The 25,893-nt window shown below is 28.5% G+C and carries 30 protein-coding genes, 1 tRNA gene and 1 other RNA gene; 5 read left to right on the forward strand and 27 right to left on the reverse strand.

The window, feature by feature from the left end; all coding sequences use genetic code 11:
* Window positions 1–7: 7 nt before the first annotated feature.
* Window positions 8–1,123 (forward strand): pyridoxal phosphate-dependent aminotransferase, encoded by a 1,116-nt coding sequence (locus Q0984_RS01470; protein ID WP_299522506.1) that lies wholly within the window; start codon window positions 8–10, stop codon window positions 1,121–1,123.
* Complete coding sequence (locus Q0984_RS01475) at window positions 1,123–2,028, forward strand: cation diffusion facilitator family transporter (protein ID WP_299522509.1); 906 nt, start codon at window positions 1,123–1,125, stop codon at window positions 2,026–2,028. The genes Q0984_RS01470 and Q0984_RS01475 overlap by 1 nt, the downstream gene beginning before the upstream one ends.
* Window positions 2,029–2,035: 7 nt before the next feature.
* Here the strand turns inward: Q0984_RS01475 and Q0984_RS01480 are convergent.
* The 9 genes from Q0984_RS01480 to hdrC form a co-directional block, all read right to left on the reverse strand.
* A tRNA-Ser gene (locus Q0984_RS01480) sits at window positions 2,036–2,119 on the reverse strand.
* A gap of 66 nt (window positions 2,120–2,185) precedes the next feature.
* An RNA gene (ffs, locus tag Q0984_RS01485) (signal recognition particle sRNA) lies at window positions 2,186–2,501 on the reverse strand.
* Between the two features lie 123 nt (window positions 2,502–2,624).
* Window positions 2,625–3,014 (reverse strand): CBS domain-containing protein, encoded by a 390-nt coding sequence (locus Q0984_RS01490; RefSeq protein WP_299522512.1) that lies wholly within the window; start codon window positions 3,012–3,014, stop codon window positions 2,625–2,627.
* Window positions 3,015–3,908, reverse strand: coding sequence for a 2-phosphoglycerate kinase (locus Q0984_RS01495; protein ID WP_299522515.1), 894 nt, complete (start codon window positions 3,906–3,908; stop codon window positions 3,015–3,017). It abuts the gene before it with no gap.
* Between the two features lie 157 nt (window positions 3,909–4,065).
* Window positions 4,066–4,755, reverse strand: coding sequence for a metallophosphoesterase (locus Q0984_RS01500; protein WP_299522518.1), 690 nt, complete (start codon window positions 4,753–4,755; stop codon window positions 4,066–4,068).
* Between the two features lie 12 nt (window positions 4,756–4,767).
* Window positions 4,768–5,292, reverse strand: a complete 525-nt coding sequence (locus Q0984_RS01505) for a DUF2096 family protein (RefSeq protein WP_299522520.1) — start codon at window positions 5,290–5,292, stop codon at window positions 4,768–4,770.
* Window positions 5,289–5,555 (reverse strand): DUF749 domain-containing protein, encoded by a 267-nt coding sequence (locus Q0984_RS01510; RefSeq protein WP_299522523.1) that lies wholly within the window; start codon window positions 5,553–5,555, stop codon window positions 5,289–5,291. The genes Q0984_RS01505 and Q0984_RS01510 overlap by 4 nt, the downstream gene beginning before the upstream one ends.
* A gap of 247 nt (window positions 5,556–5,802) precedes the next feature.
* Entirely contained in the window at window positions 5,803–6,699 is an 897-nt protein-coding gene (gene hdrB / locus Q0984_RS01515; RefSeq protein WP_299522526.1) for a CoB--CoM heterodisulfide reductase subunit B, read from the reverse strand.
* A gap of 22 nt (window positions 6,700–6,721) precedes the next feature.
* Window positions 6,722–7,750: a CoB--CoM heterodisulfide reductase subunit C gene (hdrC, locus tag Q0984_RS01520; RefSeq protein WP_299522529.1), complete on the reverse strand. Its 1,029-nt coding sequence runs from the start codon at window positions 7,748–7,750 to the stop codon at window positions 6,722–6,724.
* Between the two features lie 189 nt (window positions 7,751–7,939).
* Here hdrC and Q0984_RS01525 point away from each other — a divergent pair, with 189 nt between their 5' ends.
* Window positions 7,940–8,692 (forward strand): archaeosine tRNA-ribosyltransferase, encoded by a 753-nt coding sequence (locus tag Q0984_RS01525; RefSeq protein ID WP_299522532.1) that lies wholly within the window; start codon window positions 7,940–7,942, stop codon window positions 8,690–8,692.
* On the opposite strand, the gene Q0984_RS01530 is transcribed toward Q0984_RS01525, so the two are convergent.
* From Q0984_RS01530 to dph5, 4 genes are all read right to left on the reverse strand, one after another.
* Window positions 8,684–9,109 (reverse strand): hypothetical protein, encoded by a 426-nt coding sequence (locus Q0984_RS01530; protein ID WP_299522535.1) that lies wholly within the window; start codon window positions 9,107–9,109, stop codon window positions 8,684–8,686. The two genes, Q0984_RS01525 and Q0984_RS01530, sit on opposite strands and share 9 nt — an antisense overlap.
* A 2-nt stretch (window positions 9,110–9,111) precedes the next feature.
* Window positions 9,112–10,035, reverse strand: a complete 924-nt coding sequence (locus tag Q0984_RS01535; protein WP_299522538.1) for a hypothetical protein — start codon at window positions 10,033–10,035, stop codon at window positions 9,112–9,114.
* 99 nt (window positions 10,036–10,134) lie between these two features.
* The gene (locus Q0984_RS01540) at window positions 10,135–10,290 is read right to left on the reverse strand and encodes a hypothetical protein (protein WP_299522541.1); all 156 of its coding nucleotides are present in this window, start codon (window positions 10,288–10,290) and stop codon (window positions 10,135–10,137) included.
* A gap of 284 nt (window positions 10,291–10,574) precedes the next feature.
* Window positions 10,575–11,387, reverse strand: a complete 813-nt coding sequence (dph5, locus tag Q0984_RS01545; RefSeq protein ID WP_299522544.1) for a diphthine synthase — start codon at window positions 11,385–11,387, stop codon at window positions 10,575–10,577.
* A gap of 72 nt (window positions 11,388–11,459) precedes the next feature.
* Here dph5 and Q0984_RS01550 point away from each other — a divergent pair, with 72 nt between their 5' ends.
* A complete protein-coding gene (locus Q0984_RS01550; protein WP_299522547.1) occupies window positions 11,460–12,464 on the forward strand; it encodes a class I SAM-dependent methyltransferase family protein in 1,005 nt (334 codons plus the stop codon).
* Here Q0984_RS01550 and Q0984_RS01555 read toward each other — a convergent pair.
* The 14 genes from Q0984_RS01555 to Q0984_RS01620 all read right to left on the reverse strand — a co-directional run bounded on the left by Q0984_RS01555 (window position 12,448) and on the right by Q0984_RS01620 (window position 24,792).
* On the reverse strand, window positions 12,448–13,161 hold the full coding sequence (locus tag Q0984_RS01555) for a CPBP family intramembrane glutamic endopeptidase (protein ID WP_299523097.1): 714 nt from the start codon (window positions 13,159–13,161) through the stop codon (window positions 12,448–12,450). The two genes, Q0984_RS01550 and Q0984_RS01555, sit on opposite strands and share 17 nt — an antisense overlap.
* A gap of 104 nt (window positions 13,162–13,265) precedes the next feature.
* Entirely contained in the window at window positions 13,266–14,195 is a 930-nt protein-coding gene (gene mtnA / locus Q0984_RS01560) for an S-methyl-5-thioribose-1-phosphate isomerase (protein ID WP_299522548.1), read from the reverse strand.
* A 328-nt stretch (window positions 14,196–14,523) separates the two neighbouring features.
* A complete protein-coding gene (locus Q0984_RS01565) occupies window positions 14,524–15,207 on the reverse strand; it encodes an amino acid ABC transporter ATP-binding protein (RefSeq protein WP_299522550.1) in 684 nt (227 codons plus the stop codon).
* 10 nt (window positions 15,208–15,217) lie between these two features.
* Complete coding sequence (locus tag Q0984_RS01570) at window positions 15,218–15,868, reverse strand: amino acid ABC transporter permease (RefSeq protein ID WP_299522553.1); 651 nt, start codon at window positions 15,866–15,868, stop codon at window positions 15,218–15,220.
* Window positions 15,869–15,880: 12 nt separating this feature from the next.
* Window positions 15,881–16,702 carry an amino acid ABC transporter substrate-binding protein gene (locus Q0984_RS01575; protein WP_299522556.1) on the reverse strand — a complete coding sequence of 274 codons (822 nt, stop codon included), beginning with the start codon at window positions 16,700–16,702 and terminating at the stop codon, window positions 15,881–15,883.
* A gap of 184 nt (window positions 16,703–16,886) precedes the next feature.
* Entirely contained in the window at window positions 16,887–17,753 is an 867-nt protein-coding gene (locus Q0984_RS01580) for a radical SAM protein (protein ID WP_299522559.1), read from the reverse strand.
* A gap of 63 nt (window positions 17,754–17,816) precedes the next feature.
* Complete coding sequence (locus Q0984_RS01585) at window positions 17,817–18,377, reverse strand: methanogenesis marker 17 protein (protein ID WP_299522561.1); 561 nt, start codon at window positions 18,375–18,377, stop codon at window positions 17,817–17,819.
* Window positions 18,378–18,392: 15 nt separating this feature from the next.
* Window positions 18,393–19,634 carry a methanogenesis marker 15 protein gene (locus Q0984_RS01590; RefSeq protein ID WP_299522564.1) on the reverse strand — a complete coding sequence of 414 codons (1,242 nt, stop codon included), beginning with the start codon at window positions 19,632–19,634 and terminating at the stop codon, window positions 18,393–18,395.
* 2 nt (window positions 19,635–19,636) lie between these two features.
* Window positions 19,637–20,080: a methanogenesis marker 5 protein gene (locus tag Q0984_RS01595; RefSeq protein ID WP_299522567.1), complete on the reverse strand. Its 444-nt coding sequence runs from the start codon at window positions 20,078–20,080 to the stop codon at window positions 19,637–19,639.
* A 4-nt stretch (window positions 20,081–20,084) separates the two neighbouring features.
* Window positions 20,085–20,558 (reverse strand): methanogenesis marker 6 protein, encoded by a 474-nt coding sequence (locus Q0984_RS01600; RefSeq protein WP_299522570.1) that lies wholly within the window; start codon window positions 20,556–20,558, stop codon window positions 20,085–20,087.
* Window positions 20,536–22,077, reverse strand: coding sequence for a methanogenesis marker 3 protein (locus Q0984_RS01605; protein ID WP_299522573.1), 1,542 nt, complete (start codon window positions 22,075–22,077; stop codon window positions 20,536–20,538). The genes Q0984_RS01600 and Q0984_RS01605 overlap by 23 nt, the downstream gene beginning before the upstream one ends.
* A gap of 60 nt (window positions 22,078–22,137) precedes the next feature.
* A complete protein-coding gene (locus Q0984_RS01610) occupies window positions 22,138–23,121 on the reverse strand; it encodes a methanogenesis marker 2 protein (RefSeq protein ID WP_299523100.1) in 984 nt (327 codons plus the stop codon).
* A 24-nt stretch (window positions 23,122–23,145) separates the two neighbouring features.
* Window positions 23,146–24,279 (reverse strand): DUF2117 domain-containing protein, encoded by a 1,134-nt coding sequence (locus Q0984_RS01615; protein ID WP_299522576.1) that lies wholly within the window; start codon window positions 24,277–24,279, stop codon window positions 23,146–23,148.
* A gap of 12 nt (window positions 24,280–24,291) precedes the next feature.
* Complete coding sequence (locus Q0984_RS01620) at window positions 24,292–24,792, reverse strand: type II toxin-antitoxin system VapC family toxin (protein ID WP_299522579.1); 501 nt, start codon at window positions 24,790–24,792, stop codon at window positions 24,292–24,294.
* A gap of 314 nt (window positions 24,793–25,106) precedes the next feature.
* Here Q0984_RS01620 and Q0984_RS01625 point away from each other — a divergent pair, with 314 nt between their 5' ends.
* Window positions 25,107–25,892 carry a winged helix-turn-helix domain-containing protein gene (locus Q0984_RS01625; protein ID WP_299522581.1) on the forward strand — a complete coding sequence of 262 codons (786 nt, stop codon included), beginning with the start codon at window positions 25,107–25,109 and terminating at the stop codon, window positions 25,890–25,892.
* Window position 25,893: the final 1 nt, after the last annotated feature.

Consider the following 25,893-nt stretch of genomic DNA (forward strand, 5'->3'; position numbering starts at 1 on the left):
GAAAAATATGATAAATCCTGCAAAAAGAACAAAATCAATAGAATTATCTCAAATAAGAAAAATGTTCGAAATTACAAATCCTAATGCTATAAACTTAGGAATTGGAGAACCTGACTTTGATGTTCCTCAAAATATAAAATTAGCAATGGAACAATCAATAAAAAATAATGAAACACATTATACTCCCAATAAAGGTTACATTGAGTTAAGAGAAGCCATTACTCAAAAGTTTAAAAAGGATAATAATATACATACAAACCCTGAAAACATAATTGTAACATCAGGAGCTAGTGAAGCATTATACATGTGTGCACAAGCATTTATTGAAAAAAATGATGAAGTAATTTTGCCAGATCCAAGTTTTTTATCCTACGAAGCATGTATAAAACTAGCTGACGGAAATATTGTAGGAGTTAATTGTGAAATGGAAAATGAATTTAAATTAAAAGCAAATGATGTTCAAAACAAAATAACCAAAAACACAAAAGCAATAATATTAAATTCACCATCTAATCCAACAGGTGCCGTAATGGATAAAGAAGATATAAAAGCTATTGCAGATTTATCAATGGATCATGATTTTTTAATAATATCTGATGAAATATATGAAAAAATTATTTATGACAGAAAACATTATTCCCCTGCTAAATACAGTGATAATGTAATTACAATAAATGGATTTTCAAAAACATATGCTATGACTGGTCTTAGAATAGGCTATGTAAATGCAAATGAAGAATATTTAGAAGAATTACTTAAAATCCACCAATATAATATTGCATGTGCAAACTCAACAGCTCAAAGAGGAGCATGTGAAGCTTTAACTGGACCTCAAGATACGGTTAATCAAATGGTTAATGAATTTAAAAAGAGAAGAGATTTAATTGTATCTAGATTAAATGAAATCGGGTATGAAACTGTAAATGCTCAAGGTGCATTTTATGTTTTCCCAAAAATTGAGAATTCTGAAGAATTTGTTAAAAAAGCAGCTAATGATGGAGTTATAACTGTACCTGGAGCTGCATTTGGACACAATGGTGAAAATCATGTGCGAATGTCTTATGCAAATTCATATGAAAATATATCTAAAGCTATGGATATTTTAGAAAAAGGGGCTAATTAATGGATGAATATAGAACTAAAGGTGGGGCAAAAGCTGCAATTGTAGGTATAAGTTCAAATATTTTCCTAACTATTTTCAATATTATAATTGGAGTGACTTCTGGAAGTTATGCATTAATTTCTGAAGGAGCACATACTCTTTCAGATGTTGCAACTTCCATAATTGCATACCTTGGATTTCGGATAGGTCAAAAACCTGCAGATGAAGACCATCCACTAGGACATGGTCGTGCTGAAGCAATTGCAGGTCTTGTAATTGTATTATTTTTAACTATGGTAGCATATGAAATTATGAGTGGAGCTATATACAAAATACTCAATCCAAAACTTATAACAACACCAAGTTATTTTGCAGCAATTATGGCATTAATTGGAATTGGTGTTAATATTTGTATAAGTAGATATATTATAAATCTTGGGAAAAAAATAAGAAGTCCTGCAATTGTAGCTGATGGAAATCATCAAAAAGTAGATATTTTTTCATCAGTAGCTATTTTAGTTGGTGTTTTAGCATCAAATAGTGGGTATCCATTAATAGACCCAATAATAGGTTTAATTATAGGATTATTTGTTTTAAAAACAGCATACACCATTGGAAAAGAAAATATTGACAATATTATGGGAAAACTTCCATCAAAACAATTAATAAAAGATATAGAAAATGCTGCAGTCAAAACTCCCCAAGTACAAGGAGCACACAATATTAAAGTTGAATACTTAGGCTCATATTCTATTGTTTCATTACATATTGAACTTAATGAAAATATGACATTAAAAGAATCCCATAAAATAGTACATAAAGCTCAAAGAAATGTCCTTAAAAAAGTCCCATTAGTAAAATCAGTAACAATCCATGCATGTCCTGCAGGAATAGAATATAACCATAATCAAGAAATAGATGAATAATTAAAAACGCCGGGAACGGGATTTGAACCCGTGTGATCATAAGATCATCGGATTAGCAGTCCGACGCCGTACCAGGCTGGGCCATCCCGACATTACCATTAAAAATAAAGTAATTTATAATTTGTTCAAACTTATTAATAAAGTTAATTGTTTTATAAAATTGGCATGTTCAAAAGTGGACTAATCTCAAAATTATAAGTGATCTAAAAAACCCAACTCCACCCCGTGGTTCTACAAGCATCAATTGTTAATAGTAGAGCTGCTCCCTTCCGGGCCTGACACATTCCTATATTTAAGATAATTAACTTTTACCCTCCAGTAAAAGTCCTATCACCATTAATCCTGTAGGACGAAGTTTCTATGTTGTTTTTCTTAGGCTCATAATTCCTTAAAAAGCCGCCTCTTGAACTTCAACTGCACCAAAGGGGGTATGTGCTTACAGAGGACCCCTAACCCTCCAGTCTAGCCATATAAATATATGATAGTAATAATATATAAAGGTTAGTAAAAAAAGATTAATTCTAGAAAAAAAATTTATTACAGTAACTAAATAAAATCAATTAAAACAAACAAAAAATAAGAATTGAAGGAGTAATTTAAAATATAGTTTTAATTATATCTCCGTCTGAAATAATACCTACTAATCTACCATCATCAACAACAGGTAATTGATTTAAAATATTTGAATCTGGCGCATTAGATTTCATGATTTCAATAGCTTCACCAATAGTACTTTCAGGTGAAACAGTTACAACATTTTTAACCATAATATCTTTAACATCAGTTCCTAATTCATATTTATCTAATATTAAATTATGTCCTAAATCAGTTGCGGTAATAATACCTACTAATTCATCATCATCAACAACTGGCATAGCACTTATTTTATGTTCCATAAGTTCTTCAAATGCATTTACTACATCCACATTAGAATTTGTAGTAATCACATCAGTTGTCATCATTTCTTTAACTTTTTTATTTAACATTTAACTTCCTCCATATTTTTTAATAATATCATTAATCATTACATCAATAGTACATGTTACATCAACATTATCAATAATTTTTGAGTCATATTTTACTGCCTGAGTAATCATAAAAGATTGAGTTTTTCGAATTAAATGAAAATTATTTAAATAATTATCAAGTGATCGTTTAACCCATGGTTGTCTACATCTTGAATAAAATCTAGATTTATGCATTTCTTCATCTTCAACAATTAATGTGAACAAAATCACATTAGATTTACGTATAAGGTCTTGTTTTATGAATCCCGGAACAATATGAACACCCTCAATAATAATACTGATTCCTTCCTTTAATGCTCTTTCAATAATCGCCTCAACACCTACATTCACAACATCGACATGATTAATAAAACCTTCAACAACAGGATCATGTCCTAAAAGAGGTGTTCTAATACTTTCATATGCATTGAAACTAGATTTATGAATAACTGGACTTAATTCTTTAGAAACTATTTTACGCATAACTTCACGTATCATATCTGTACTAATCAAGTTTTTTAGTCCTAAGCGACTAGCTAATTCAAATGCCATAGATGAAGTTCCAACACCTGATGCACCACCAATTAATATAATAAGTGGTTCTTTTGATTTTCTAACATTTCTCCATTTACTATATTTATCTGCAAGAACTGGATCAACATAGTCTCTCAAATAATTAGTTACAAAATTAGCTAAATCTTCAATAGAAATTTCAGAAATATTCTCTTCAAGAAGTTTATTTTCAATAGAAGCTGCTATCTCATAAGACTTGTCATGGCCTAAATCAGTGATATATAATGATCTAGCCATGATTCCCTTTGAAAAAGGTTCTTTATACTTCTTTTTACCAACAGCACCTTTAATCATAATCATGATAATCACAAACTAATTATTTTTAATTTTTGAAATATGGTTAGATATCTTAAATTAATATTAAATAAATATTGTGATTTAATTTTTGGTATTGAAAAAAGAACAATATAATAAATATAAAACTAAAAAAAATAAAAAGGAAAAATAAGTAAAAAATTTACTCATTTAAATATATCAAATTAATTGTATAATCAGCGTTTTCATCAACACTAATCAAAATTGCACCATTATCCTTAAGCATTCCAGGATTAGCTACATCGGTAACATTTCCAATTTTACTAATTGATTTTGCTTCATGAATATGACCACAAACATTAATTTGAGGTTGGAATTCATGTATAGATTTTAAAATTCCTTGACTACCTACATGATCCCCACTCTCAGTTAAATCCGCATCTGTATTATATGGAGGAGCATGAGTAACTAATATTTTCACCTTAGGCACCTCATCATTAGCTACAAAATCATAATTAGCTAATAATTCATATACATCACCATAAATTTTATTATCCTGAATTTCTCCAGGAGTGTCAAATGGTGTAGGATTAGAACCACCATATCCAAATAAAACAACATTATCAAAAGATAAAATATTATTATGTAAACAGATTGCATCTGATTCTCTAATAGCTTTACAAATTCCTGCAGGATCACAATTACCTGGAACTGCCATTACTTCACAGCCACAATCAAGTATTTTACCAATAAATTCATCAACAAATTCCAAAGGACCAAAATTAGTAATATCCCCAGTAATTAAAACTATATCAATATCATTATTATTAAGATATCTGTATAAATTTTCGTTATCTTCACCGTGAACATCACTTATTACTAAAATTTTCATAATATCACTTAATTACTCTAAAAAGAATGACCCCATTTCTTGTAAACCTGTTTTTAAATCATCTTTATCTCCATGAATGTCAACTGTGACATCATCTTCAAATTCAATTATAAGACCATTCCATTCAGCTATTTCTTGAACTCTCTCTTCAGCCAACGCTTTTTTTAAAGTTATTCTCCCAGTTGTTAAACCTGGTGGAGTATTAACAATAAATGTTGAACGAGATTTTGGAAACTCAAAGATTTCTTTGCCATGCATTGCATCTTTAAATAATCCTAACCATTTGTCAACATATTCTTCCCCTTCTTCTAAAGCCAATTCTAAAAGAGTTTCTTGAATATTATTTAAAGACATTTCAGCTTTAGCTAAACTATTAATTAAATCTGGATGAGATGGATCTTTTTTATATGAACTTATTGAAGACCTGATTAAACCTAATTCAGGACTAATTCCTTTAGGAATATCATACCCTTTTTTAGTTAAATCAGTTAATAAATTAAAAACAATTAACCAATTCTGTTCAGAAGGTAAGCTCATAAATGTCCACCTATAATTTTTAAAGTAGTATGATTAATTTTAGCATCAGCATCTTTTAATTCTTTTTCAATCTCCCTAACATTATCATAAGAATCTAAAAATAATACATGATGACTATCAGTACCAGAAATACTTAATATTGCTAAATCATCACCATCTTTTACTTCTCTTTTCTCAATAGTTGCTTTAAATTGTACATAAGGTTCATATTCTTTAGGAATATCCGGATATTTAAATATACCATCTAATGTTGCTATAAACATATTATCACCCTAAATATATTCATTGAATTTTAACAATCTTATCTTTTATAATAATAATATATAAAGTTAATTACGAACTATTCGTGAAAGATAAAACTAAAATATTTAATTATAAAATATTTAAAATAAAACTAAAAAATCTATAAAAAAATGAATGAAAATAATTTCATTCAATGATTAGACCAAAGTGTGTTTTCAATGCCCTAATAAAAAAATAAAAAAAATTGAAAGGAAAAAATCCTCACAATTATTTAGCGTTTTCACCTAATGCTTTAGCTAAAGCAGGAGCTGCATCAATAGCTTGTACATCTAAAGTTAATTCATCAGCTGATAATCCCATAGCTAATCCGTATAATTGAGCTAAGTGGAAAACAGGTAATGCAAAGTCAGTTCCGTATTTTTCATTTACTTCAGTTTGACCTTGGTCAAATTGTAAGTGACAGAATGGACATACATTAACAATAGCATCTACACCAGCTTCAGTCATGTGGTCGAGTTTTTCTTTAGTGTAACTTAAAGTTACATCAAGATCTCTAGCTCTTAATCCTCCACCTGCACCACAGCACATCATTTTGTCTTTGTAAGGTACAGATTTAGCACCAGTGATTTCTACTAAGTCATCTAAGATAGATGGGTTTTCTGCTTGATCTTCAATACCAATTTCATCAGTTGGTTTTAAGAAGTGGCATCCATAATGAACAGCAACGTTTAAATCTAAAGGTTTTTCAATAAGGGATGCTAATTTTTCATATCCTACATCATCTCTTAAGATTTGTGCAAAGTGTTTTACTTCAGTAGTTCCTTTGAATTCTTTACCAACTTCAGATAAAACTTCATTAATTTCATCTTTTTTCTCAGCATTTTCTTTTAACATGTGATTACATTCAGTTAAAGAACCAAAACAACCATTACATTCAGTCATAATATCCATTCCCATGTCTTCTGCAATGGATAAGTTACGAGCTGCAATGGAAGCCCATGTTTTTTCATCAAAAGAACCAAATACACCAGGAGCAGGACAACAAGATGCTCCTTCCATGTCTTTTAATTCAATATCTAATGCGTCAAATAATTGTCTGGTTGCTTTTTCAATACCAGGGTAACGGTTGTTCATAATACAACCTAAGAAATATGCAATTTCCATATTAATACTCTCCTCAATTAAATTATTCTTTTAAATCTCCGGTTGCTTCATCATAACCAATTAATTCATCAAAAGCAGTGATTTTACATATTTTTTGTACTTCTTCTAAAGCTTCTGGGAATGCATGAGTAGTAGCTGGTAACTCAGAAAGACCGATTTTAGATCTTAATTCTTTAGTTTTATCATTGATAGGTACTCCGTGACCAGTTTTAATTACGAATAAACCAGTTTTTTTGTGAGCAGTAGCCATGTAACCTGCATGAGCAGCAATATTACGTGCTTTTTTAATGATTTCAACGATTTTTACACTTCTAGGACATCTTTCTTGACAAGTGTAACAAGTAGTACACATCCATAAAGCATCATCGGAAATTACTTCTTCTTTTAATCCAAGTAAACATTTCCTTACAATTTGTCTTACTTTATAAGGAGTTCTCCTTCCAGAAGGACAACCTCCACCACAAGTACCACATTGGAAACAGTGTTTTACTGTTTCAATTCCAGCATCAATGAATTCTGCTGTAAATTCTTTATCACGATTTGCATCGGTTAATAATTCTTTATCAGTCAATAAAGTCATATTATCTCTCTTTTTATCATTAATTTTTGAAATTTCGTTTTCAACTTTTTTGTCGTTAACTACTTCCTCAGACTCATCAGTTGATTCATCTTCAGTTTCAGTGGTGTCATTTTCATCTTCAGAAACTTCTTCAGACATGTTTGAATCAACTTCAGTTAAAATTTCAAGTTCTTCAAGAATTTCCGTTTTTTCTTCAGCATCATCAATTTTAGAAGTAATTTCTTCTTTTTCTGTAACATCACTAGTTCCAGAAGTCTTAACGTCTTTTTTAAAAGTCATATCCTCATTGTTATTAGAACTAACCCTAATTTTAACCATAGGTTCTGTAGTTTTAGTCCCAGAAACAATACTTTTATCAAAATTATTGGAAGATGTAACTTTAGTATTTTTTGATTTTAAATCATCAATACCTTGTTCTTCATCATCTTTATCTCGTTTAAATAGAGATTTTAGATTATCAATAATAGACATTGAAAACACACCTTGGATAATCATAGGAATAACTTCCTCAAATCCATACTAATATTCTGTCAAAAAACCATATATAAATATTACTAAAATTTTCAAAGGTGTAATCTAAAAGATTACACTTAAAGATTTTTTTAGGACAACCTTAAAATAGAACATGAAACCAAATATAATGTTAAGAAAATAGATGGAATGTTTAAATTGATTGAAAAATTTGAAATAAAATCACATGATGGCCCCGGAAGAATCGGAAAGTTAAATAACAAAACAACACCCGGATTATTTTTAAAAAATGAGATTAAAATAGCACCCTCTGAAGGATCAGCATATAATGTTGATAAAGAAATTGCTGAATTTAATGTTAAAGAAACCCTAAGATTAGCTAAAGAAAATGTAGATACCTGCAATGTAGCTACCATCCAAGGATCAAAATACATTGATTTAAGAATAGATTGTTTAAAACAGCTTGAAAAAATAGGTTACAATGGGTTTATAATAGCAAATAGTGATGAATTATTATTACATCCAAGAGATCTTATTGAAATTATAGTTACTTTAAGAAAAAACATGCATCCAACAAGTTATTTGATTTTTTCATTTGCAGAACCTTCATTTATGCCTCTTTTATCATACATAGGCATTGATGGATTTTTAGCTGATTCCAGCAATTATTATAGTTATTTGAATGTATTACTAACCCCAACTAAAACATATGAACTAGAAACTTACCCAATTTATGAAAATATTACTCAAAAAGAACTTGAAGAAAAAAATAGGGAAACTCTTAACTTTGTAATTAAAGAAATTCAGACCCATATGAAAAATAGTTCATTGAGAAATTTAGTTGAAGAAAGATCTTTAACTAATCCCCAAAATGTTTCTGCTCTAAAAATTTTAGATAAACAATACAATAATTATCTTTTAGAATACACACAATTATTTTAATTTTAAAGTTTTAATCATATCTTTAAATTCTGAAACTGGCTCTAAAGAAGCTTCAACAGTTCTTAATTCAAAGATATAAATATTTCCATTTTCTATAAATACATAATTATAGATATCAAAATTAATATCTGGAGTATCCATATTTGCATGTGTTTTAATAGCAGATTTTCCAGAAATTACAGTAAAATCAGATTCTAAAATAACTCCTCCATCATCACTAATTGCATCTTCCATGAATATTTTATAATCATCAAGATTTGTCCTAGTAGGAAACATAACTACATTAATTAAGTTTTCTTCCCCTTTAGATAACGTAACTACACAATCAGGATTATTATAAGTATCTGCTTTTTCTTTTTCCCATGATACTGGAGACTTAAAACTTAATTTACCCGTATTTATTGTTCTAAATTCCATGATTAATCTCCTTTTGTGTGTTTAACATCAATAGTTTCTATTTCTTCTTCAATATCATCTAAGGTGTCAATATATTTAGAAAATGGTTCTGGAAGTTTAGGCATAACTTCTTTTAATATTTCGGAAGCATCAAGTTCTAATGCTTGACCTGACAATAGTTGTTCAACACTAAAATCAAAGTCAAAAGGTTTAAGTAAATCATCAGTAGGTACTCTTAAATTAATTTTATTTTTATTTAACAGCATTTTAATCATACTTGTTTCACGAATTTGCTCATTCATGTCATCAATAGTACTATTTATCTCAAATGCTATAGCCTTATTCTTCTCATTTACATCATGTTTAGCTTTAGATATAGATTTTTCAAGATCTTCAACTAACTGAGCATTTCTTTTATTAATATTATCTCTAGCTTCATCAATAACAACATTAATTGCATTAAGAATAGATTTATTTAATTCTACATTATAAGCTAAAATCATTTTATTTTTATAATCAAGTTCTTTGAAAATAGCTACTCTTTCTTCATCTACTTTATTAAGTTGCCTATTAAGTTCCTGAATTTCATTTTTAGCTTTAATTAATTCATCTTTATCATTAATTTGATTTTTTAAATCATCAACATTATCAAAAAAAGAATCTTTAAGAATAGCTAGTTGATTAACTAAATCTTCAATTTTAGCATCTTTTTCATTAATAATTTCATCATAATTATTTAATGTATCCTGAGAAAATTGATTATTAATTAATTCTTCATAGTCATCTCTTGAAAGAACACGTACAAGCTCATTATCTTCAAAAGGATCTTCTTTTTTAAGGCTAACTTGTTTTTGTTTTGATTCTTTTTCAATAACATTACCATCTTTGTCTTTACTAGTGTATTTTTTAGTATAGACTCTAACAGTTCTATAATCATCATTTTCCATTTTGAACACCTAATAATAATAAATACAATTTATTAATTTAAATAGTTTATCCAAAAAAAATAGCTTCCTAAAAAAAAGAAAGAATAAAAAAATAAAAATTTAAAGACTTTCATTTTCAATCCATAATTTCATTGCTTCTTCAATGGCTTTAGAATACCATCCTGTTTCAAAAAGCATTTTAGATGAAGCAAGTTTACGAAAATGCAAATCTAAATCATTATTGATAGTAACAGTTACACGTTTGTTTTTTGTCATGTGTAATACTACTGTAATTTATTATACATAAATTAGTAAGTGTTTTTTCACATAAATCTGCTAAACAAAAAACAAAAATTATATTAATTTCTTAAAAAAACTAAATAAAAACATTTATATATTATGAAAATAAAGTATAATACGATATGAAGTAAAATTCATGTCAGACAATGAACATCAGTCAACCATTTTATAATCTCCAAAAATATATTATGATATGTTTCATTGAATCTAAGAAGTAGAACAGTTGAAACACATTCTACTTCTCTCCCCTTATTTTAAATTTAAATTTCATCAAGAATATTCTTATTAGCTCCAGCTATTTCCACCAAATATTCTGCTTCAACAATATGTAGTTTAGAAGGAATTACAATACAATGAAGAGGACCTCCAAAATCATGACTAATTAATTCATCAATAGTGCCTGCTTTTACAACAACATCTTTAGAACCAACTCTTGCAATCCCAATAGCTAAGCTATTTTCATTTATTGCACCATCACGGTTTAAACTATTTTTAATATTCATCAAGTATTCCAAACCTTGATTAATAGTCATGTACCTATCTTTATGAGCTTGAATATCAAGTAAAACTAAAGTATGCAAATCCATAGCCAAATTCTCCTCAATAGCCACATAGGGGGATTTTGGATAAAAATTATGGTCTGGAAATGGAATAGTTGTAACTTTACCAAATTTATAACCTTGAAGTCCAGAAATAGCAGGTGCAGAAGATAAAATTGAAGATCCATGAATTACTTCATAATCAATTCCCATTTTAGAACATTGAACTAAAAAATCACTATGAGTAGTAGCTATTAAAGGATCACCACCAGTAATCAATGCAACATCCAACTCTTCAGCTTCTTTTAAAAATTTACTTTCTTCTTCAACCTCATTTCTAACTAAAACCTCAATTTTTTTACCAATTTGAGCTTCAATTTCATCAAAACTTGAACCAAATAATCTTGATGTAAAAAATTCTGCATAAATTTTATCAACATTCTTTAAACATTCCAAACCTTTAAGACTAATATCCTTCGCATCAAATAATCCTAATCCAACTAAATAAAACATAATATAAAATTTTAAAAACATAGTATAAAATATTTTTTAGAAAATATTATAATAATACCTAAAACAAAAATTAACATTAACGAGGTACTTAGTATGAAATCAATTAAAGTTCCATTAAAAGAATTAAATAATACAAGAAAAAAACTAATGGAAAAACAACTAATGAATATGGATTATAAAATAAAAACTCAAAACGAATATGGTTTCATACCAATAAATTCTACGGAATTTGAAAGTGAATACGAAATTGTAGATACTACCTTAGAACCAATAAAAAGATATCCTAAAAACATAACAGAATTACTTAAAAATGATTTAAGTTCTAAAGAAATAGAAGATTTGAAAACATCTTTTGATATAATTGGAGATATTGTAATTGTAGAAATTCCCCAAAATTTAGAAGATAAAAAATCAAAAATTGGACAAGCTACATTAGATTTTACTAAACGAAAATCTGTTTACATGAAAAAAAGCGCAATACATGGAACTATACGAATTAGAGATTTAGAACTTATTGCTGGTGAAAATAACCCCATAACTATTCATAAAGAACATGGAACCAGACTAAAATTAAATGTTAAAGAAGTTTACTTTTCACCAAGACTAGCTACTGAAAGAAAAAGAGTAAGTGATAGTGTAAGAGAAAATGAAAATATTTTAGATATGTTTTGTGGAATTGGACCATTTCCAATTGTAATAGCTAAAAATAATAATGTGAAAATTACCGCAGTAGACATTAATGAAAATGCAATTAAATATTTAAATGAAAATATTCGCCTAAATAAATTACATAACATTAAAACTATCTGTGGAGATATTAATGAAGTCAGTAAACATTTAAATGAAAAATTCGACAGAATTATAATGAATTTACCAGGGCTTGCTTATGAATTCCTAGATTTAGCTATGAAATTAATATCAGATAATGGAATTATAAATTATTATGAATTTTCTGATTCCTACGGACAAGGAATAGAACGTTTACAAAAAGCGGCAAAAAAAGAAAATAAAAAAATCGAGATTTTAAATACTCGTAAAGTTAAATCCAGTAGTCCTGGAATGTGGCATATTGCAATTGATGCTAAGGTAACTTCTTAGCCACATCATCAATTAACAAGTAAGTTTCAATAACCCAAATACATACAAATGCAAATATGGACAATATAAACATTAATCCATTCATAGATTGGAAATTAGGCATTATATAAGGCAATATATAAGCTGTCAAATTTAATATAAAATGCAGAAGTACAGTTGAAGCTAAACTTTTTGTTTTAATATAAATAGCTCCAAACAATAATCCCATAAAAGAGGCATAAACTATTTGAATAGCAGTACCTAACCAATCTCCACCAAATCCAGTGATAATATGTGCACCACCAAATATAAATGCAGACAATACTACTGCTTTAACTATACCCTCTTTAGAATCACCCCATTTTTTAAGCATGTTTGTAAGAATAATTCCCCTACATAAAAATTCTTCCCACAGAGCTATTGCAACACAATATATTAAACCAAATACAACACCTAAAACATTAAATGAAATAGTATAATCCAAAGTTGCTTCCAAGATTCCAGATAATTGAACTAAACTAAATAATAAAACTGGAATTCCTAATAATAATCCTTTATATGTTCCTTTTATATTCCATGGAATATCTAGATATAATCCTATTTTTTTAGCTATTAAAATCAAAATACCAAAAGCAACCAAATTATTTATTGAAGACAAAATATAATCAATTGCAGGCAAAGTAAGTACTTGTGGAGGCAATACAAAAAGTAACAAGATAGTTACTGCTCCAAATCCAAAAATTACAACAAAAGAAATAGCTAATATTATACTAAATAAAATAACATGATTTTGTGAAAAATTTTCAGAGGTAATAATATCACCTAAATTGGATCAATAATTCCATTCTCTGTTATAATACCTGTAATAAGTTCTTTTGGTATAATATCAAATGCAGGATTAATAACTTCAGTTCCTTTAGGACAAATCCGACATCCACCATAATATCTTACTTCATCACCATCTCTTTCCTCAATCTGAGTATCAAATACAGAAGCTTCTTTGTCAAAAGTTGACAATGGAGCAGCTACATAAAAAGGCACATGGAAATGATGAGCGGCTAATGCAACCATTAAAGAACCAATTTTATTTACAACTCCCCCTTTAGCTATTCTATCTGCACCAATAACAACTTTATTAATTTTATATTGAGACATTAAATAACCAGAAGCCACATCAGGAATTAATTTAACAGGAATATTTTCTTGTTGCATTTCCCAAACACTTAATCTAGCTCCTTGACCACGAGGGCGTGTTTCATCACAAATTACATCAATATTTTTTCCTTGATGAAAAGCAGAACGAATAACTCCAAGAGCAGTACCATAATCAACACAAGCTAATGCTCCAGCATTACAATGTGTCAAAATAGTATCTCCATCTTCAATTATTTCAGCACCATGCCTCCCAATAGCTAAATTAGTATCAATATCCTCTTTATACATAGTTAAAGCTTCTTCTAATGGATCATCACTATTTAAAACCCTATCTACAGCCCAAAATAAATTAATAGCAGTTGGTCTTGCTGCTTTAATTTCTCTTGCAGCATTTTCCAAATTTTCACCATGTAAATCAGCTAATGCCATACCAAAAGCAGCAGCGACACCAATTGCTGGAGCACCTCTAACAATCATGTCTTTAATAGCTACAATAACTTCCTCATAATTATTACAATAGACATAAATTAACTCATCTGGAAGTTTAGTTTGATCAATAAGCTTTAATTTATTATCTTCCCATTCGAGTGTTTTCATAATACATACCTTCTGTTAATTAGAAAGAATAAATCTTTTAAAAAAAAAAGGAAAAGCATAATTCCTTGTTAGTTTCTAATTTACTTATCAATTAAATAATTGATATTTTTAATTTTAAAATTATGCTCTTCTTCCTAATGAAATATCCATATATTGGAAATTGATTAGAGATGTAAAAATACATCTAATTATATAATATATTCAAAATATTATATAAATTTTAACATTACATTGTAGAAAATTAAAAAAAGTGTTAAAAAGTTTAATTATAAAATATTAATTTTAAAAATTAAAAAAAAGATACAAGATAAAAAAAATCTTGTATTAATTAATCATAGAATTTACCTAAAAATTCTTTCATCCTAGGATTTTCAGAAGCAAATACTTCTTCAGGAGTTCCTTTTTCAACTATAACACCATCATCCATGAAAATAATTGTATCTGCAACATTTTTAGCAAAACTCATTTCATGTGTAACAATGACCATAGTCATTTTTTCAACTGCTAAATTTTTTAATACTTTTAAAATTTCACCAGTTAATTCTGGATCAAGTGCAGATGTTGGTTCATCAAAGAATAAAATATCCGGATTCATTGCCAAAGCTCTTGCAATAGACACCCTCTGTTGTTGACCACCAGACAATTCACAAGGATAAGCATCTTCTTTATCACTTAAATCTAATTTTTTAAGTAAATCCCTTGCATCTTTATAAACATCTTCCTTATTTCTTTTTTGAACTTTAATAGGTGCATTAGTAATATTTTTCATGACTGAATGATGAGGAAATAAATTAAAATCTTGGAACACTAAACCAAATGTTCCATCAAAATCAATAACTCCACTATCTTGAGTTTCCAAATTAGTTATACATCTAAGTAATGTAGATTTACCTGAACCAGAAGGTCCAATTATACACAAAACTTCACCTTTGTTAACATCAAGAGAAATATCTTTCAATACTTCATTTTCACCAAAGCTTTTTTTAAGATTTTTAATTTCCAATAAATTCATGATATTCCTCCTAATCATAATAACTTAATTTTTCTTCAATATACTCCATTACAAATGCAACAATTACGTTGAATATATAATAAAATGCACCAGCAATAAGTAATGCTGCAATTGAAGCTTCTGAAGCAGCAATTTGTTTAGCTACTGTGAACATTTCTGGAATAGCTATTACAAATGATAAAGATGTATCTTTTACAAGAGTAATTACTTCATTTGTTATTGAAGGAAGGACTATTTTAAAGACTTGTGGTAAAATAATTATAAAAAATGTTTCTATTTTATTATAACCTAATACTTTTGCAGCTTCATATTGTCCTTTAGGAATAGCTTCAATTCCACCTCTATAAATTTCAGCAAAATATGCTGCATAATTAATTGAAAAAGCAATAATTACAGAAAACATCCTATAATCAGGTGATAATGATGCTCCAAATATATAATATGGTGCAAAAAATACTACAATTAATTGTAACATTAATGGTGTACCTCTCATAATTGAGATATACACTTTCATTAACCATCTCAAAGGTTTAAATTTACTCATTCTTCCCCAAGCTACTACAAGCCCAAGAGGAAGTGAAAACAACAATGTAAGTAAAAAAATTTCTATGGAGGTAATCATACCTCCACATAATTCAGCAATTACTGTACTTAATAACATATATTATTCGCCTTATTTCCTTATAAGTGAATCTTTAATATCATAATCACTATATTTATCAGCTATTTTATCAACAGTACCATCTTTAAACATTTCATCTAAAGTTGATTGTACTTGATCTCTTAATTCAGTGCTTCCTTCTTTAAATCCAATACCATATTGTTCTGAAGAAATATTATCATTTAATATTACAAAATCATCAGTGGCATTTTTTGAATTTATTTGATAGTGAGCAACACCTATATCTACTGCAACAGCATCACATGCACCAGATTCTAAATCCATGAATGCAGTATTATAATCAGCTACTTCAACCAAATTTCCAAAAGTATCTGCTAATGATTTTTGATCACCTTGAAGTGCAGCTAATGCAGAAGAATCTTTTTGAGTTTCTACATTTTTACCTTTTAAATCACTGAAAGAATTGATATTAGAACCATTTTTAACTACGATGACCTGTTTATTATCAAAATAAGGATCAGACCATGTGTATTGATCTTCTCTACCTTGCATTGTAAAACCATTCCAAATACAATCAATACTACCAGAATCTAATTCACTATCTTTAGCATCCCAGTCAATAGGTTGTTTAACTAAAGTCCAATTGTTTCTGTCACAGACTTCTTGTGCCATATCTAAATCAAAACCAGTGTAACTCCCATTATCATCTTTATAACCATATGGTGGAAACTCTGCATCAAATCCAACAACTAAAGTTTTATCATCATTAACTACTTTACTTTCCCCATCAAATACGCCAGAATAAGCCGCCACACCAACAATTAAAGCTAATACGACAATTATACAAGCGATAATTCCAATTTTTTTATCCATATTTTAACACCAAAATATCTATATTAAACATATCTTAAATTCTTAAATTAAGTAAAAAATCTAAGCTATGTAATAACTTTTATTTCTTTAAATATTTATTATTTTACACTACAACATGTAGAAATGAATAAAAATAGTAATAAAAAATAAGTGAAAATTAAAATTAATAATAAAAAAAGAAAAATTAGTAATGACTTTGAGGAGTCATTCCTAAATGATGGTCTTCACTTTTCTTACCAGGAATACCATAAGCATCTGCCCTACATTGAGTACATGCTCTAAACACTGGTATAATCTCTTCAACTTCTTCACGAACTTTTTCCATCATTGAACATCCAGGACGTTGATAAATTTTCATTTTATTTAATGGAATAAGTGGTAAAACATTCATTAAAGAAGCACCACGTTTTTTAACTTCTTTAGCTATCTCAACAATATGTTCATCATTCAATCCAGGAATCAAAACAGAATTAACTTTAACAACCATACCATTACTAGCTGCTTTTTCAACACCTTCTAATTGATTTTCAATTAAAATTTTAGCTGCTTCATATCCTTTATAAACTTTTCCATCATATTTAATAAATGAGTAAATATCCATTGCTATATCAGGATCAATTGCATTAATTGTAACTGTGACAGAATTTACTCCAATTTCAGCCAATCTATCTGCATATTTTGGAAGTAAAAGACCATTAGTACTCATACATTTTATTAAATCTGGATGTGTTTTAGATAATTTTTCAAAAAACTCAAAAGTTTCTTCATTAGCTAAAGAATCTCCAGGTCCTGCTACACCAACTACAGAGATTGGTCCTTCTGAAGTCACATCATTAATATGATTAATAGCATCATCAGGTTTCATTATACAGCTAGTAACTCCAGGTCTATTTTCTTCATCATTTATATTTCTAGTACAGAAATTACAATAAATATTACATTTTGGTGCAACAGGCACATGAGCCCTACCCACTTTATCATGCACTTTTTCATTAAAACATGGATGTGCTTTAGTTATGTGTGCAAATCTAGAACCATTATGTTCATTCATATAACATCACTCCCCCACTTGTAAATCATGTTTGTATATAATCGAACTATATTATAAAGTTATCTATAATCCTTTATTTAATTCTATAATATAATCATTAGCTTTTTCAATCCAAGCATCTTTAATTAATTCATCAGTAGCTACTACGGCCACAATATCCCCAACAGAAACATCTTTAATTATTTTAAATCCTTCTGGCAAAATTCTAAAAATTGCATCATAAACTCTTCTTTGAAGGTTAGAATGAGGATCATCTACAACCAAATCTTCCAAATCCATTTGATTACCTTCAAGATCAATATTATATCTAGTTGGTTGATAAAGTTCATCTCTAGAATATTTTTTCCAAAGCTGTTTTAAAATATTCGGAAGATAATTTTCATTTTCAACAAAAATTTTAGTAACATTATTAACTTTATCATAATTAAAGGTAGCCACATCACTGAATTTGATAACTCCTGAAGTTTTTTTCATTTTAATAGCTAAAATAAAAACTGCTTCATCAGGATTAGCAAAAGCTTTTAAATCATCAACAGCAGGACCAAGAACCAAATCTTGGAAAATTTGCTTAATAATCATTTCATAAACTTCTGCACCTTTTTCATCATAGCATTCAACTAACATCAAACCAACTCTAAGCTATTTATTATCTTGCCTATGACCCATTCCAGATACTAAAAGAGCAGCACCTACTGCACCAATATGCTGAGAATATGGAGGTACAATAACATCAATACCACCTAACATATCACTAACTGCTTCAACAAGACCAGAAATTAATGATGTTCCTCCTACTTGTATAAGTGGTTCTCTTAAATCAATTTCCTGAAGTTGTTGTTCATAAACTTGTTCAGCTACAGAATGGCAAGTTGCAGCAGCTGCATCAGCTTTAGAACCTCCAGCAGCAAGAGTAGTAACTAAATCCTGAATACCAAATACAATACAATAACTATTAAGTAATGCCTTTTTATAGTCTCCTTGTAAAGCAAGAGGACCTAATTCTTCAATAGAAACATCTAAACGACGAGATGCCATGTCTAAAAATCTTCCAGATGCTCCTGCACATATACCACCCATAGTAAAATTATCAGGAATACCATTATTAACAGTGATTACTTTATTATCCATACCACCAATATCTAATACAGTAGCTTCACCTCTTTGATGATCTGCCAAATACACAGCACCTTTTGCATTAACAGACAATTCTTCTTGAACTAATTCGGCATTTAATTGTTTACCAATATTAATACGACCATAACCAGTAGTACCAATTCCATCAACATCATCAAGAGTATACTCAGTATTAGCAAAAGCCTCTTCAACACCTTTATAAACAGAACCCATAATATCTTTTGTTTCTGTCCAACCAGTACCAATAACTTTATTATTTTCCATAGCTACAACTTTTGTAGTTGTTGAACCAGAATCAATACCTAAAGTAAGACCTTCTTGTTTTTCACGAGCAAGAATACTTCTACGAGTTACAGTAGTAGCTAATGCTTCCATACGAATAAATAATTCATCAGCTTTTGTTCTTTCAGTAAATGAATAAGTAACTACAGGAATACGAGTATTATCTTGTAAAAATTTACGTACAGCATTTCTTACAAGAGCTCCTTCTGCACATCTAAAACAAGAAGCAATAAATACTGCATCAGGTTTACACCTTCCTTCAACAATAGCCATAGCTCTTGCAATCATCAATTTTAAACTTGAACTTTGAGCAGAAAATCCAAATTTTACATAAGACTCATCAATATAATCCAAATCTATTTCTGGAAGAATAATTTCTGCACCAAATGTATTAGCTGCTTTTTCAATTTCTTTTTGAATTCCACTATATTCTGTTCCACATGAAACTAAAGCAATTTTAACCATAATTATTCCTCCTTAAGAGAATCTAAAAATTCATTAATTTGATTTACCATTAAAAATGTACCATCCCTACTTTTAGGATATGTTACTTCAAGTATAGGAATATCCCTTTGCCTAAGTAAGAATATTGATAATTCATTTGTTCTAGCACATCCTACACAACCAAAACCAAATGGTGCACCATCAACAATAATCGCAGCCTCAGCTTCATCTATTAATGGTCCAATAATGGACATTCTTCCACGAACCCCTGAAGGAACTTCAATAGCTGCATATTTAAGTCCTTTAATTGGATCTTCTTCAGTAATATTCATTGGAGGAGAATCAATCTCAGGATCTTTAATTTTTTGTCTTATTTGTTTTTGAAGAACTAATGGAACATGTCCTTTTCTTTCAATTAAATCTGCTAAGATTAATGAATTTGGAGGATAAATAGCTACTTTCACCATATTTTCACCTATCATTATTTTCTAAACACTCATTCATAATTTTTCTAAATTCATCAACATCAATTGGTTTTTCAATTTTAACTTCAACATCCTGAGGATTTTCCAAAGCATCAGCCACATCACCAAGCAATCGATATTCTTTTTCCATTTGATGAAAACCTTCCCTTGGTCCAAATCTATGACCTCTACATCTTCTAGGATCCCCTGGAGCAAAACCTCTTTCTTTTGTAAAAATATGATTTGGATCCAATTTTCTTATTTCACTAATTGCATCATAAACATCATTTGTTTTTCCACTTATCATAGACCCATAACATGTATTTTTTATTGTAAGTGGTAAATCCAACATATGTAATTCGTTGACAATTTCACTTTCACTAACATGCGCTCCAGGAGCAATTATAATCATACGTGTGATCACATCAGGATCCCAATCTTCATTAGACAAATCTGGACTAATCGTTAGATTCCTTAACATACACTACATCCCCATCTTTATATTTTTCAAGTTCAGAATAATCAGAAATAACTTTACCAACAATATTAGTTGCTTTAAATCCTTCAGCAGTTGGCCCAAATTCTTTATTGTCCTCAAACCTTACTCCAATCAACCCTACATTTTTCGCAGACATGTTAGTTACTCCAATTTCACATTTTTCCACAACATCTGTAGGATTATTTTCTGGAACAAGCCCCTTAGAAGCATTTGAATCCCCTTCAAATATAAGAATATGCATTCCAGGTACTGAAAAATGAACATTCAATTTACCAATAGGCTCTTCTAAAAGACCAGACAACAATTTAAAGTATTTAACTGTTCTAGGAGCATTATCTGTGAATTTAACTTCACATAAATTATCTTTAGGAATAGCTTTAGTTACAACCTTTCCCTCATTTAAAATATCAATTGTATACTTAGGATTTTGTTCTACAATTAAAGCATCCTCACTATTTACTCCTTCTTTAATATGTTCAATACCTAAATTAGCTAAAATATCTTCAACTTCATTTTGACTATGGCCAAGTAACATTAATCTATCTTGTTGAGATTTAATAGTTATAAAATCGCCTTGTTTAGCTATATCAATAATCTCCATACCTTTAGTAATTTTGCCTACAGTAGTATGATTTGGACTCAATACTCTATTTTCTCTATAAATATATAATTTTCCAACACCTACACCACTATTTCTTACAGTTATAGTGCCTCTAGTTCGTGGAGTAATATTTTCTTTAGGTTTATTTATACCTTTTAATTCATAGAATCCTAAAAAAGATTCAGACTCAAAATCAACTTTAATTTTATTATTTTTAATAACTGAAAAGAAATGTTCAACAGAAACTGGAGAATCATTATCCACATCTACTGAAACATAAGTAAACAATTCATTTCCTTCTTCCAAAACTGTTTCTAAATCATATATTACTGAACTATCCGTAGTTGTACTTCTCTCAATAATTGGTTCAATAGATATTACTTCATCAGCATCAGACAATAAATTTAAAGTTTTTTTACCTCCAATAATTTTTGCAAATATTCCTTTATTAAATGGAGGCACACCATAAACATTAGTAGTATTCTCTTTAATAAGAATTAAATGAGTAGACTCATTACTGAAACTAGATAAACTTAAAACAACATCTCCTTCATAATAATTATATTCTTCAGAAGTAGGTTTTAAATCTGTGATAATAGGGCCAATAGCTACTTCATTTGAAGTTGACCATCTCACAGATAATTTTTCAAAATATTTATATTGATTTTTCCAAACATCAACTAATGGTTGTGCATTTTCAACATTAAGAAGTTCTAAAATAACAGAACCTTGAGTTGTTTTAATTTTAAATTTAGTAATGTTTTTTTCAAGCTCCTTTTTACCCTTAATCAAACATACAATACTTCCGGGAGTGTATGGAGCATTAGATTCATCAATAACTTTCTGAATTGTAGAACCTTCTGCCACATCCATTTCTTCCCCGTTGACTCTTATTAACATATAACTCTCCCACCAAGAATTTTAATTAATATATAATTATTTAAATCTTACAAGTAATATTTATTCTTTAGGTTTAAAAACAGGATTTAATTTCTGATTAAATACTTCTAATTTTTCACCATCATTATTAATTAAGTACAATGAATAATCATCAGTAACTTCACCAACAACATTAGATTCAATAGAATATTTTTTCAAATAATTTTTAATAAATTCACAATTATCATCATTGGCAGTAAATACAAAACCAGAACCAGGATATGATTTTAACCAATTTTCCCAACTAACTTCGTCATTTTTTGGAATGTCTACTAAATTTACTATCGCTCCTTTACCTGAAGTTTCAAGTAACATCTCCAAAGTCCCTAAAATACCCGGATTACTAATATCTTTTCCAGATTTAATATAATCTTCTTCAGCTAAATATTGAACAGCAGTAATTTGATCTTGAACTAATTGTTTATCCTTATCATAAGTAGTATCCCAATTTAATGCAAACATTTCATGAGGTTTACCATCTAAATCAATAGCAACAATTATTTTATCACCAACTTCTGCTCCAAAACTAGTGATTAATTTATCCTTTTTTGCAATTCCTACAATAGCCACACCCAAAGAGTCAACTTCACCATCAGGATGTAAATGACCGCCAACCATAGGCACACCAAACTTCAAACAACCATCTTTAATTCCAGCCAATAAATCCTCATAAATCCCATCATGTTTTATAGACATTATATTAACCATAGCTAATGGTTTTCCACCCATAGCTGCAATATCATTTACATTAACAAGAACTGAACAATATCCTGCCCAATAAGGATTAACATCCATTATTTGACCCCATATACCATCAGCAGCGACTAAAACTACTTGATTATTTCCAATATCAATAGCTGAAGCATCATCCCCAATGTCAATTACAACATCTCCAGAAACATTATAAGATTCAGTTAAAAGAGACGTTACAGTATCAATAGAAGATTTACGAGTTACTCCTTCAAATTCTTGAATTGCATTTACAAGGTTTTTAAAATCTGAAATAAAAACACCTACCTACTTTCTTTTTTAGATATTTATAATATTATATTTACAATTTAAAAGCTTTGTTATTTTAATAATCTCTTTTTTAATTTCATCAATATTTTTAGAATTTTTAGATTTAATTAAAACTCGTTTATTGTTAAAAATTAATTCAAATATCTTTTGACCAATAATATCCCCAAAACCATTTTCAAATTCAAAAATTATTGAATTTTTAGATTTAAAAGCATTTTCAACAATCTTATCCAAATCTCCATTAGTAATGCCAATAATAGGAACTTTAAATCTATATAAAATATCAGAAGCCATTACTGTAACATCATTTCCCACAGTAATTACTAAATCCATGTTTTTAAATTGATGAACATCATCCATAGCACTGTCCAAAAAACCTACTTTAAACCTGTCTTGAGATACTTTTTTTTCTAAAATTCTGGGAACCGCTTTAGATTTTCTTAAAAGACCTGTTTTTATAATTGCATTTTCCAAATCGATTTTTCCTAATTTTTCAACACCCTGTTTTTTTATAGTTCCCCCAATAATATCAACAATATACCCTTCTTTAGCTATCAAAACAAGTTCATCACTATCAGATTTACCAATAATAATACCATTGACCATTATATTTTCACTAGGGCTTACTCCATGAACAATTCTTTGAACGTTACCATCACTTACCTCATCATTTTTAAAATGATTAATATAAACTTCTTCAGGAGTAACAATGTTTAAATTTAATTTAGAAGCTAAATCACTGATAAGATGTTTAGTATTACCATTCCATGAAATTATACTACCATTATCTTCCCCCGGCCTTTCAATTTGAATTATAGGAATATTATTATCATCTACTTTTGATAAATAGTGATTATAAACTTTATAACCAAAAACTTGACCAGTTACATGAGATTTTCCATAATTTACTAAAAATATAACATCCACATTTAAATCATGAAATAATTTTAAAGAATCACTTGGAACTAATTTTTTAGATATATCAATAACATCTTCTAAAGAATTATCAATAACTGCAGTTCTGCCCATAGTTCCACCTAATCTAGCTGAAACATCACCATAATCAGATAACAAATTAATTAATTTTAAAGCCCAACCAGAATCAATAATATTAGGACCATGAACCACCACACCAATTTTCATAAACACACCAAGCTATAATTTTATTCTTTTTTTAAATACCTTAGATCCACAAATATCACAGTCATCAAAAGGATAATTTTCATCAAATTCCTTTTTACAACCTTCACAAACTTTTTTCCAATTGTAAATTCCTTTAATCCCTTCAGTTATAATTCCAGAATATGGAACATCAATAATTTTTAAAGTATTCTGTATGGTATAATCATCACTCATAACTTTAACATTCTTACCTTCTTCTTTAAGCATCAATGCCAAAGCAATCAACTTTTTATCAGGAATTGAAAGACGTAAAATATCTCCTGATTCAGATATGATTTTATCAACATCACCAATATACTTCTTATCAACATCCTGAATAATTAATTTACCTTCATCAATAGCCATATCTAATGTTAATTTTGACTCAAAATCCTTAACTTCTTCAGTGATTTCTGGAACAGTATAATTATTATCACATTCAAGGGCAAAACCATTGATAAAAGCAGATGCATCTAAAACAAAATAAATCTCCATGAATCTTATTATGATTTTAAAAAGTTATAAATATTATCAAATCAATTCATGATAGAACCAAGGTATTACCTAATTAACAAAGTAATAACCATAATACATTAAGTCTACACAAAATACTTAAAAAAAATTTAAAAAGAACATGAGTGTTCAGAAAAATCATTACAGAATTTGAGGGAAATTGAGAACAAATTGGAGGGAAATTTGATAGAAATTTGAAAAATCTATATAAATCCGTACAAGAAATTTGATAATATACAAAGAATTGTGTAAAAATTGAAAATTGAAGCACAAAACTAATACAAAAGGAGACAAAAATGATGTCAATAAAAAATATAAATCAAAACATACAATTTTTAACAAAATCTGGAATACGACTCCATATATTAAACATATTAACTAAAAATCCCCAAAGTATAAAAGAACTAGTTAACACAACACAGATAACATATAGTACTTTATCAAGTAACTTAAACAAATTACAACATGAAAACTATATACAAAAGATAAAAAACAAATATTATTTAACTCAAACAACAAAAATATACTTAGATACAATACTTGAGTTTAAAAATACAATAAATTTAATAAATAAATTTGATGAATTTTGGGACAAACATGATATAAAACAAATTAATTTAGATTCATTGAAAAATATAACTAGTTTAAATGATTCTCAATTAATTAAAACAACCCCAATCGATATTTATAAAACCCACAACATAATTAAAAACCAATTATTAATATCCAATAACATTAAAGCAATATTACCTTATTTACATCCAGATTATCCTGTAATTATTGAACAGGTATTACTAAAAGGAGGTAATGTAGAATTAATCATAAATAGTGAAATTTTTAATAGTTTGATGGAAAATATTGAATCTAAAATTAGAAAAAAGAGTATAAAAAACGGATGCTTGAAAGTACATGAGATAAAAGATAATTTAAATTTATATTTAATATTATCTGACAAAAATACCAATCTTGGACTCTTTAAAAATGATGGTAGTTTTGATCAAAATAGACTTTTAACATCAACGAATCAACAAGCCATAAACTGGGCTAATAATCTTTTCGAAAACATTAAAGACAATTGGTGAT

Origin of the sequence: uncultured Methanobrevibacter sp., assembly GCF_934746965.1 — an archaeon.
Taxonomy (GTDB): domain Archaea; phylum Methanobacteriota; class Methanobacteria; order Methanobacteriales; family Methanobacteriaceae; genus Methanocatella.